Raw genomic sequence first — 9,957 nt, 5'->3', positions numbered from 1 at the left:
GCCGGCGACGGTGCCGATGATGTAGAAGGTGTCGCGCACGTTGGTCACCCAGTCGCGCATCGCCTCGTTGAGCGCGTCCTTGAGCGTGGCCGAGCCGCTACTCACCGGCACCACCGTGGCGCCCAGCAGCTTCATCCGGTAGACGTTGATCTTCTGCCGCTCGATGTCGGTGGCGCCCATGTAGACCACGCACTCCAGGCCCAGGCGCGCGGCCACGGTGGCGCTGGCCACGCCATGCTGGCCGGCACCGGTCTCGGCGATGATGCGGGTCTTGCCCATGCGCGCGGCCAGCAGCGCCTGGCCGATGGTGTTGTTCACCTTGTGCGCGCCGGTGTGGTTGAGATCCTCGCGCTTGAGCAGGATCTGCGCGCCGCCGACGTCGCGGCTCAGGCGTTCGGCGTGGTAGATCGGGCTGGGCCGGCCGACGTAGTGCTTCAGGTCCTTGTCGTAGGCGGCAATGAACGCCGGATCGACCCGCGCCTGGTCGTAGGCGGCAGCCAGTTCCTGCAGCGGCCCGACCAGGGTCTCGGCGACGAAACTGCCGCCATAGCGGCCGAAATGCCCGTGGGCGTCGGGGAAAGCATGAAAATCGGGGATCGGTGCGGCGGTCATGGCATCACACGGGGCAGGACAGGCCTGCACCGTAGCGCACGCACGCGCCGGTGAAAATCGATATATGCGCCCTTTTGTGTTAGAAAAACTCACATGAAAGAACGACAGGACAGAGGCTGTCCACGGCAGAGCCGCCCGCAGGGTGGCGCGAGGCCGGCTTTTGCTCCTGCAAAACCGGCATTCCCGCCATCCATGGCGGCCAGGTGTGCGCCATGAAAGAACGGCAGGACAGCCGTTGTTCACGGCGGAGCCGCCCGCAGGGTGGCGCACAAGGACGTGCGCCATGAAAGACGATCACGCCCTGCCCTCGCTCAATGCCCTGCGTGCCTTCGAGGCCGCTGCCCGCCTGCGCAGCGTCAGTCTTGCCGCCGCGGAGCTGCACGTGACCCATGGCGCGGTCAGCCGCCAGGTGCGGGCCCTGGAGGAGGAACTGGGGGTCCCCCTGATCGAACGCGACGGCCGCGGCATCCGCCCCACCGCCGCCGGCAGGCGCCTGCAGGAAGCCGCCTCCGGGGCGTTCTCGCAGCTGCGCGACTGCGTGGCCGCCCTGCGCCGGGGCAAACGCAACGACGCCTTCGTGCTCGGCTGCCCGGGCAGCGTGCTGGCGCGCTGGATGATCCCGCGCCTGCAGCAGCTGCAACAGGACCTGCCGGGCCTGACCCTGCACCTGGCCGCGCAGGATGGCGATTTCGCGCCACGGCTGGCCGGACTCGATGCCGCCCTGCTGCTCGGCCAGGCGCCGTGGCCGGCCGGCTGGACCGTGCACGGCCTGGGCAGCGAGCGCATCGGCCCGGTGTTCAGCCCGTCCATGCATGGCGCGCAGCGGCTCGTGCACCAGCCGCCGGAGGCACTGCTCGAGCACGCGCTGCTGCACACCCGTTCGCGGCCCCAGGCCTGGCCCACCTGGGCCACACTCAACGACCTGGACCCGGCGGCGCTGCGCCAGGGCACTGGCTTCGAACACCTGTACTACCTGCTCGAAGCGGCGGTCGCCGGCCTCGGCATCGCCATCGCCCCCGAGCCACTGGTGGCCGATGACCTGGTCAACGGCCGCCTGGTCGCGCCGTGGGGGTTCGTCGACACCGAAGGGCAATGGGCGCTGTGTACCGCCGGCGGCGACCGGCACCCGCGGATCGAGGCGCTGGCGGACTGGCTGCGGCGGCAGTTGGCCGCATAGCAGCCCCACCGCGGCGGCGGAAGCCTACGCGGACACCTCGTGCATGTCGGCGCGGCGCACTTCCTCGACGAAGCGGCGCATCCGCTCGCCATCCTTGATGCCCGGTGCCGACTCGATGCCGCTGGAGACATCCACGCCCCACGGCTGCACCCCGGTGATCGCATCGAACACGGTGTCCGGGCGGATGCCGCCGGCGAGCAGGAACGGCCGGTGCAGGCCGGCCGGCACCTGCGACCAGTCGAAGGCCACGCCGCTGCCGCCGCTGCCGCCCGGCGCGTGGCTGTCCAGCAGGAAGCCGGCCGCATGCGGGTGGGTCTGCTGCAGGCCGCGCGCGGTGACCGTCTCGGTCCCGCCCATCGCCACCGCCTTCAGGTACGGCATGTTGAAGGCGCGGCAGAAGGTGTCGTCCTCGTCGCCGTGGAACTGCAGCAGGCTCGGCCGTACCGTGCGCATCACCTCGCGCACCTCTTCGCGGCTGTTGTCGCGGAACAGCGCGACCACGTCGACCATCGGCGAGATCGCCTGGCGCATGGCGCGGGCTTCGGCCGGCGCCACCCGGCGCGTACTGCCGCGGGCGAACACGAAGCCGATGGCATCCACGCCCAGCTCGCTGGCCAGGCGGATGTCGCCGGCGCGGGTCATGCCGCAGAACTTGATGCGGGTGCGGAACAGCATGCGGGTCATAGCGTCACCTCGGCCGGCAGTTGCCACTGGTCAGGATACAGCGGGCCGACGAACACCAGCCCCTGCGGCGGCGCGGTCGGCCCGGCCTGCGTGCGGTCACGCAGCGCCAGCAGCTGCGCGATCCACGCCTCGGGCTTTTCCCCGGCGCCGACCAGCAGCAGCGAGCCGACGATGTTGCGCACCATGTGGTGCAGGAAGGCGTTGGCCTGCACCTGCACCTCGACCACCTCGCCGTGGCGCGCGACCGAGATCGCCTGCAGTTCGCGGCGGGCGTGCAGCGCCTGGCACTGCACGCTGCGGAACGAACTGAAGTCGTTCTCGCCCAGCAATGCCTGTGCCGCGCGGTGCATCGCACCGGCATCCAGCGGACGACGTTCCCAGCTCAGCGTCTGCCGGTACAGCGCCGGCCGCACCTGGCGGTTGAGCAGGCGATAGCGGTAGCGCCGCGCCCGCGCCGAAAAGCGCGCATGGAAATCGTCGGCCACCGGCACGCACCAGCGCACGCACACCGACGGCGGCAGGCGCGTGGTCGTACCCAGCACCCAGCCGCGCGGCTCGCGCACAACGTCGCTGTCGAAATGCACCACCTGGCACTCGCCATGCACGCCGGCATCGGTGCGCCCGGCGCAGACCACGCTCACCGGGGCATCGGCCACCGAGGACAGGGCCTCCTGCAAGGTGGCCTGCACGCTGGCACAGCCGTTCTCACCCAACTGCTGCCAGCCCTTGAAATCGCTGCCGTCGTATTCCACGCCCAGCGCATAGCGCATCGTCAAACCTCTCATCTCGCCGGCCGCGGCCGGGGCTGGAATCCCCCGGCGGGCGCCTGTTCAATCCGCTTCGCGCTGGGACCACACCGCCAGCTCGTTGCCGCCCGGCTCGATGAACTGGAAACGGCGGCCACCGGGGAAAGTGAATTCGGGTTTGCTCAGCAGCCCGCCATGCGCCAGCACCGCCGCCTGCAAAGGCGACAGCCGGGTGGCCTGCAGCACCACCAGTGGTGCGCCGGCTGCACTGGTCGCCGGCTCGCCGCGGAAAAATCCCCCCTGCAGGCCGCCGTCGTCGAACGCGGTGTAGTCCGGACCGTAGTCCTCGAAACTCCAGCCGAACACCTGTTCGAAGAAGCGCCGGCTCGCCGCGGGGTCGCGCGAAGCGAACTCCACGTAGTCGATGCGCCGCTCATGCTTCACCGCCGCCTGTTGTCCGCTCATCGCAGTCGCCCCAGCAGTTCCATCGCTTCGGCGCGTGCCAGCGCATCATCGCCCGCCGCCACCTCGTTCAGCAGCGTGCGCGCGGTCTCCGCATCGCCCAGGTCCAGATAGGCGATCGCCAGTTCGAGCCGCTCGCGGCCGGCCGGGGCCGGATTGAGCGGTGCCAGGCTGGCCATGTCGGCGGCCGGCCAGGCGTCCGTCTCCTGTGCAGCCGGCTCCGCCGGCGCGTCGTCATCGGTTGGCAGCGGTGCCGCTTCGGGCGACAGCACCGGTTCCTGTCGCGCCGGACGCGATGCGGGGGCACCGGCGGATGGCCTCGACCAGAACGGCGCAGCCTCGGCCTCGACCTCGGGTTCGTCACCGACGGGCGCATGTCCCTGCTGGCCAGGCACATCCCGGGCAGCGGTTTCCGCCTCCACCGCCGGCATCGCCGCGGCCAGCGCGGACAGCTCCATGCCGGCAGCGGCACCCACGGCCGGCGACGGCGGAAGCGGCGACGGCCGGCGCCGGCGCGACAGCCACCAGCCCGCCGCGGCCACCACCAGCAGCAGCACGCCCAGCCAGGCCCACGGCGCGGTACCTGCCGGCTCCTTCTTCGCGACCTCGGCCAGGCGCTGCTGCGCCGCGGCCAGGTTGCCGTCCTTCATCTCGATCAGCGACTGCTGCTGCGCCTGCAGCTTTTCCAGCTCGGCCACGCGCTCGCGCAGTTCCTGCAGTTCCGCATCGCGCGTGGCGAGGTCTTCCCTGGCCTGCCGCAGTTGTTCGTTCGCCACCATGTCACCCTCGCCACCGGCCTCGAGCCCGGTCGTCGTTCCTGCCGTCTGCCGCGCACCGGCCACCGCCGGCGCGATCTCCAGCCGTGCATCGTTTGCCGCCACCGGCGCCGCCGCCGGCCTGGCGGCGGCAGTCGCCGCGCCGGCCACCGCCGGCTGCGGAATCGGCGCGCGCGCCTGGCGCCACTGCGCGACATGCTCGCGTACCAGCACGCGTGCAGCGGCGCTGTCGATGCGTTCCAGCTCGCCGTTTCCGGGCACGCGCAGCACCGCGCCCTGGCGGAGCAGATTGACGTTGCCGCGGATGAAGGCCTCGGGATTGGCGCGAAGCAGCGCCACCATCGCCTGGTCAAGGGAAACCCCATTGTCGCGGGCCAGGTCGCGGGCGATCCCCGACAGGGTCTGGCCGCGTTGCACCGGCGCCAGCGTGCCGGCGGCCGTGGCCGTTGGCCGCGCCGCGGACGCTGCCGGTGCTGGCACCGGCCCGGCGGACGCCGCGACCGGGGCCGTGGCCTTGGCCGGGACGGGTTGTGGTGCGGGTGCGGGTGCCGGCAACGGCGCAGGCTCGCGCACGATCAGGTTGGACGGGGCCGCCGCTGGTGCCTCGATCACCGGCTCGGCCACCGCGGTGGCGGTCTCGGGCGCGGCGACCAGCGCGGAGTATTCGCGCACCAGCCGCCCCTGCCCCCAGTCGACCTCGATCAGGAAGCTCAGCGCCGGCACCTGCACCGGCGTCGCGCTGGTCACCCGGACCACGGCGCGGCCCTTCGCATCCTGGGCGAACTGGAACTGCAGCTCGCCGACCAGCCCCTCCGGGCGCGACAGGCCGACGCGCTCGAACGTCGCCGCCGACGCCAGCCCCACCGTGGCGCGCTCCAGCTCGCCCGGGTCGCTGGAGATCACCGGGATCTCGGCCACCAGCGGCTGCCCCGGCTTGGACAGGACGCGGATATTGCCCAGGCCGAGGGCAAGCGCGGCGCTGCTGTACAGCCCCAGCGCGAGCAACAGTACGCCTTGTATCGAGCGCATCGCGCCCCTGCCCCTTGGTTTCATGCAGGCAATATACCGGCAGACCCGGATTCCGAATACCGCACCGGAAACGCGGACGCCGGCATCGCGCCGGCGCCCCGCCCGCTCCCGCCGCCGGGATGGCCTCAGCCGCCGCTGGCGACCAGCTCGGCCAGCTGCACCGCATTGAGCGCGGCGCCCTTGCGGATGTTGTCGGCCACCACCCACATGTTCAGCCCACGCGGGTGCGAAAGATCCTCGCGGATACGGCCGACATAGACCGGATCGGTACCCGAGGCATGGGTGACCGGGGTCGGGTAGCCACCGGCCCTGCGCTCGTCGACCACCTTCACGCCGGGTGCGGCGGCCAGCAGTTCGCGCGCCTGCTCGACGCTGATCTTCTTGCGGGTTTCAATGTTCACCGCCTCGGAGTGGCCATAGAACACCGGCACCCGCACCGCGGTGGGGTTCACCTGGATGCTGTCGTCGCCGAGGATCTTGCGGGTCTCCCACACCAGCTTCATTTCTTCCTTGGTGAAGCCGTTGTCCAGGAACTCGTCGATATGCGGGATCAGGTTGAAGGCGATCTGCACCGGGAACTTGGCCGGCTCGATCTCCTGGAACCCGAGCAGCTGCGCGGTCTGCTTGCCCAGCTCCTCCATGCCGGTCTGGCCGGCGCCGGACACGGACTGGTAGGTGGCCACGTTGATGCGCTCGATGCCGTACTCGCGGTGGATCGGGGCCAGTACCGGCATCAACTGCATGGTCGAGCAGTTGGGGTTGGCGATGATGCCGCGCGGGCGGTTGCGGGCCGCCTCCGGGTTGACTTCGGACACCACCAGCGGCACGTCGTCGTCGTAACGGAACGAGGACGAATTGTCGATGACGACCGCGCCGGCGGCGGCGAACTTCGGCGCGTACTCCTTGGAAATGCCGCCACCGGCGGAGAACAGGGCGATCTCGACGCCGGCAGGATCGAACGTGGCCAGGTCCTGGATGGTGACCTTTTCGCCGTTGAACTCGACCTGCTGGCCGGCCGAGCGCTCGGACGCCAGCAGACTCAGCTTGCCCACCGGGAATTCGCGCTCGGCGAGGATCGACAGCATGGTCTGGCCGACCGCGCCGGTGGCACCGACGACGGCTACGTGGAAACGACGGACTTCATTGCTCATGGGGCGTACTCGAAGGAAAGAGATGGGGGGACACGCATCGAGCCAGGTTCGGGGAACCTCCGGCGACAGCCACGGAGGCTCCCTATCGTTTGTTGATGTCGATCCTGCGGCCGGCATCGCCCATGCCGGTACCGCCATCGGCCAGCACGCCGGCGTTGAGCACGTTGGCCGGGCGGCCGGCATCCGGGCCGATGCCCAGGCCCGCCAGCAGGTTGTCCACCGCCAGCTGCACCATCGCCCGGCGCGTGGCCAGCGATGCACTGCCGACATGCGGGGTCAGCACGATGTTGCGCAGGGCCCGCAGTTCCGGGCGCACCTGCGGCTCGTTCTCATAGACATCCAGCGCGGCTGCGGCCAGCCGGCCCTGGGCCAGCGCGTCGGCCAGCGCAAGCTCGTCGACCAGGCCGCCACGGGCGATGTTCACCAGCGTGGCGCCGGGTTTCATCTTCGCCAGCGCGACGGCATCGATGACATGGTGGTTCTGCGCGGTGTACGGCAACGCCAGCAGCAGGTGATCGACGCTGCCCAGCAGTTCGTCGAACCCCGCGTAACGCGCGCCGACCGCCTGCTCCACCTCCGCCGGCAGCCGCGAGCGGTTGTGGTACAGCACCCTCATGCCGAAGCCATGATGGCCACGGCGGGCGATGGCCTGGCCGATGCGGCCCATGCCCAGGATGCCCAGGGTGCTGCCATGCAGGTCGGCGCCGAGCATGGTGGTGAACGACCATTGCCCCCAGTGGCCCTCGCGCAGCCAGCGGTCGGACTCGACGATGCGCCGCGCCGCGGCCATCAATAGCGCGAAACCGAGGTCGGCGGTGGTCTCGGTGAGCACGTCCGGGGTGTTGGTGGCGATGATGCCCGCCGCGCTCAGCGCCGGGATGTCGAGGTTGTTGTAGCCGACGCCGACGTTGGCGACGACCTTCAGCGACCGGGCGCCGGCGATCTCGTCCGCGCCGATGCGCTCGTTGAGCGTGACCAGGGCGCCATCGACCCCGGCCAGGTGCGCCGCCAGCGCGGCACTGTCGTGCGCGCTGACGACCGGCGTGGCCACCACGTCGCAGTACGCGGCCAGCTGCGCGACGGTATCGTCGAACAGCGGCTGCGCCACCCAGACGCGGGGCCGCCGGTCAGCCATCGAGGCTGCCGGGGATGCGCGGCGCCATCGTGCCCACGTCGCCGCACTGCGCGCGGTGGCGCAGCGCCTGGTCCATCAGCACCAGCGCCAGCATCGCCTCGGCGATTGGGGTGGCGCGGATGCCGACGCACGGGTCGTGGCGGCCGGTGGTGACCACGTCGACCGCATTGCCGTGCACGTCCACCGTGGCGCCCGGCAGGCGCAGGCTGGAGGTCGGCTTGAGCACCATCGAGGCGACGATCTGCTGGCCGGTGGCGATGCCACCGAGGATGCCGCCGGCATGGTTGGACTGGAAGCCGTCCGGCGTGATCAGGTCACGGTGTTCGGTGCCCTTCTGCGCGGCGCTGGCGAAACCGTCGCCGATCTCCACGCCCTTGACCGCGTTGATGCTCATCAGCGCCGCGGCGATCTCGCCGTCGAGCTTGCCGTAGATCGGCTCGCCCCAGCCCGGCGGCACGCCGTCGGCGACCACGTTCACCCGCGCGCCGACCGAATCGCCGGACTTGCGCAGCGCGTCCATGTACGCCTCCAGCTCCGGCACCTGCGCGACGTCGGGCCAGAAGAACGGGTTGTCCTCGACCGCGCTCCAGTCGAATCCACGCGGGGTGATCCCGCCCAACTGCGACAGCCAGCCGCGCACGGTCACGCCGTGGCGCTGCAGCAGCCACTTCTTGGCGATCACCCCGGCGGCCACGCGCATGGTGGTCTCGCGCGCCGAGGAGCGGCCACCGCCACGCGGGTCGCGGATGCCGTACTTCTGCCAGTAGCTGTAGTCGGCATGGCCCGGGCGGAACTGCGCGGCGATGTTGCTGTAGTCCTTGCTGCGCTGGTCGGTGTTGCGGATCAGCAGCGCGATCGGGGTGCCGGTGGTGCGGCCTTCGTACACCCCGGACAGGATTTCCACCTCGTCGGCCTCGCGCCGCGCCGAGGTGTGCCGGCTCTTGCCGGTGGCGCGGCGCTGCAGGTCGTGGGCGAACTCCTCCGGCGCGATCTCCAGCCCCGGCGGGCACCCATCGATCACGCAGCCGATCGCCGGCCCGTGCGACTCGCCGAAGGTGGTGACCGTCAACAGCTTGCCGAAGGCGTTGGAGCTCATCGCTGCGCCGCCAGCTCGGCGATCCGCGCGTGGTGCGCGCGCAGCTCGGCGGCCTCGACCGCGAAGATGCCCATCTGCCCGACCTTGAACTCGATCCAGGACATGAACACTTCCGGCAGCAGCCTGACCAGGTGCTGCTCGGAATCCCCCACTTCGCAGATCAGCAGGCCGTCCTCGCTCAGGTGGTCCGGCGCGTCGCGCAGGATCTTCAGCACCAGGTCCAGGCCGTCGTCGCCGGCGCGCAGCGCCAGTTCCGGTTCGTGCGCGTATTCGCGCGGCAGCGCGTCGGTCTCGTCGTTGGTGACGTACGGCGGGTTGGTGACGATCAGGTCGTAGACGCGGCCCTGCAGGCCGGCGAACAGGTCGCTGCGGACCAGCTCGACGTTGTGCGCGAGCAGGCGCTCCTTGTTCTCGGCCGCCAGCGACAGCGCGGCTTCGTTGATGTCGCTGCCGTCCACCTGCCAGTTCGGGTAGTAATGGCCCATGGCGATGGCGATGCAGCCCGAACCGGTGCACAGGTCCAGCGCGCGGGTGACGTCGCGCCCGGCCAGCCACGGTTCGAAACCGTTGAGGATGAGTTCGGCGATCGGCGAACGCGGCACCAGCGCGCGTGCGTCGCTCTTGAAGCTCAGGCCGGCGAACCAGGCCTCGCCGGTCAGGTAGGCGGCTGGCACGCGCTCGGCGATGCGGCGCTCGAACAGCGCCAGCACCTGCTGCTTTTCCTCTGCCAGCAGTCGCGCCTGGCCATAGGCCGGGCCCAGGTCCGGCGGCAGGTGCAGGGTATGCAGCACCAGGCTGGTGGCTTCGTCCAGCGCATTGTCGTAGCTGTGTCCGAAGGTCAGGCCCGCGGCATTGAAACGGCTGGCGCCGTAGCGGATCAGGTCGATGATCGTGTGGAGTTCGGCGGCCGCCTGGGCTGTCATGGCAATACGGGGGACAAGGATGGTCTGCGATTATAGGCGTGCACCCGGTATATTGAGCGCCCGGTTGCAGCCGAAACTGCGGCGATGTCCCGGCATCGGCCCGCAACGCCCCGGCAAGCGGCCGCCAGCGCGCACTGCCACCGCCCCCGCAGACCCGCGCCCCGCC

Annotated in this window: 10 protein-coding genes; 1 reads left to right on the top strand and 9 read right to left on the bottom strand. The window is 70.7% G+C overall.

Going from position 1 to position 9,957, the window contains the following annotated elements; genetic code table 11:
• Positions 1–612, bottom strand: a 612-nt coding sequence (locus ABB33_RS17195) for a pyridoxal-phosphate dependent enzyme (RefSeq protein ID WP_152985150.1), incomplete at its 3' end; no start/stop codon positions are given.
• 283 nt (positions 613–895) lie between these two features.
• Here ABB33_RS17195 and ABB33_RS17190 point away from each other — a divergent pair.
• Positions 896–1,789, top strand: a complete 894-nt coding sequence (locus ABB33_RS17190) for a LysR family transcriptional regulator (protein ID WP_056932908.1) — start codon at positions 896–898, stop codon at positions 1,787–1,789.
• Between the two features lie 24 nt (positions 1,790–1,813).
• Here the strand turns inward: ABB33_RS17190 and ABB33_RS17185 are convergent, their stop codons facing one another.
• The 8 genes from ABB33_RS17185 to prmB all read right to left on the bottom strand — a co-directional run bounded on the left by ABB33_RS17185 (position 1,814) and on the right by prmB (position 9,791).
• Complete coding sequence (locus ABB33_RS17185; protein WP_056932907.1) at positions 1,814–2,473, bottom strand: phosphoribosylanthranilate isomerase; 660 nt, start codon at positions 2,471–2,473, stop codon at positions 1,814–1,816.
• Positions 2,470–3,243 (bottom strand): tRNA pseudouridine(38-40) synthase TruA, encoded by a 774-nt coding sequence (gene truA, locus ABB33_RS17180; RefSeq protein WP_056932909.1) that lies wholly within the window; start codon positions 3,241–3,243, stop codon positions 2,470–2,472. The genes ABB33_RS17185 and truA overlap by 4 nt, the downstream gene beginning before the upstream one ends.
• Before the next feature lie 60 nt (positions 3,244–3,303).
• On the bottom strand, positions 3,304–3,684 hold the full coding sequence (locus ABB33_RS17175; protein ID WP_056932906.1) for a VOC family protein: 381 nt from the start codon (positions 3,682–3,684) through the stop codon (positions 3,304–3,306).
• Positions 3,681–5,486, bottom strand: coding sequence for a FimV/HubP family polar landmark protein (locus ABB33_RS17170; RefSeq protein ID WP_152985149.1), 1,806 nt, complete (start codon positions 5,484–5,486; stop codon positions 3,681–3,683). The genes ABB33_RS17175 and ABB33_RS17170 overlap by 4 nt, the downstream gene beginning before the upstream one ends.
• A gap of 125 nt (positions 5,487–5,611) precedes the next feature.
• A complete protein-coding gene (locus ABB33_RS17165; RefSeq protein WP_056932904.1) occupies positions 5,612–6,637 on the bottom strand; it encodes an aspartate-semialdehyde dehydrogenase in 1,026 nt (341 codons plus the stop codon).
• An 82-nt stretch (positions 6,638–6,719) separates the two neighbouring features.
• Positions 6,720–7,772 (bottom strand): 2-hydroxyacid dehydrogenase, encoded by a 1,053-nt coding sequence (locus ABB33_RS17160; protein ID WP_056932903.1) that lies wholly within the window; start codon positions 7,770–7,772, stop codon positions 6,720–6,722.
• Positions 7,765–8,868, bottom strand: coding sequence for a chorismate synthase (gene aroC / locus ABB33_RS17155; RefSeq protein WP_056932902.1), 1,104 nt, complete (start codon positions 8,866–8,868; stop codon positions 7,765–7,767). The genes ABB33_RS17160 and aroC overlap by 8 nt, the downstream gene beginning before the upstream one ends.
• Positions 8,865–9,791, bottom strand: coding sequence for a 50S ribosomal protein L3 N(5)-glutamine methyltransferase (gene prmB / locus ABB33_RS17150; RefSeq protein ID WP_056932901.1), 927 nt, complete (start codon positions 9,789–9,791; stop codon positions 8,865–8,867). Before prmB ends, aroC begins: the two co-directional genes overlap by 4 nt.
• Between the last annotated feature and the right edge of the window lie 166 nt (positions 9,792–9,957).

It is taken from the genome of Stenotrophomonas acidaminiphila (assembly GCF_001431595.1).
Lineage (GTDB): Bacteria > Pseudomonadota > Gammaproteobacteria > Xanthomonadales > Xanthomonadaceae > Stenotrophomonas > Stenotrophomonas acidaminiphila.
This window is presented reverse-complemented; position numbering and strand designations above follow the sequence as displayed.

What these genes read in the sequence shown, in the direction of transcription:
- ABB33_RS17190 (WP_056932908.1), top strand. Translation starts at nt 896, where the DNA reads ATGAAAGACGATCACGCCCTGCCCTCGCTCAATGCCCTGCGTGCCTTC.
- ABB33_RS17185 (WP_056932907.1), bottom strand. Translation starts at nt 2,473, where the DNA reads ATGACCCGCATGCTGTTCCGCACCCGCATCAAGTTCTGCGGCATGACC.
- truA (WP_056932909.1), bottom strand. Translation starts at nt 3,243, where the DNA reads ATGCGCTATGCGCTGGGCGTGGAATACGACGGCAGCGATTTCAAGGGC.
- ABB33_RS17175 (WP_056932906.1), bottom strand. Translation starts at nt 3,684, where the DNA reads ATGAGCGGACAACAGGCGGCGGTGAAGCATGAGCGGCGCATCGACTAC.
- ABB33_RS17170 (WP_152985149.1), bottom strand. Translation starts at nt 5,486, where the DNA reads ATGCGCTCGATACAAGGCGTACTGTTGCTCGCGCTGGGGCTGTACAGC.
- ABB33_RS17165 (WP_056932904.1), bottom strand. Translation starts at nt 6,637, where the DNA reads ATGAGCAATGAAGTCCGTCGTTTCCACGTAGCCGTCGTCGGTGCCACC.
- ABB33_RS17160 (WP_056932903.1), bottom strand. Translation starts at nt 7,772, where the DNA reads ATGGCTGACCGGCGGCCCCGCGTCTGGGTGGCGCAGCCGCTGTTCGAC.
- aroC (WP_056932902.1), bottom strand. Translation starts at nt 8,868, where the DNA reads ATGAGCTCCAACGCCTTCGGCAAGCTGTTGACGGTCACCACCTTCGGC.
- prmB (WP_056932901.1), bottom strand. Translation starts at nt 9,791, where the DNA reads ATGACAGCCCAGGCGGCCGCCGAACTCCACACGATCATCGACCTGATC.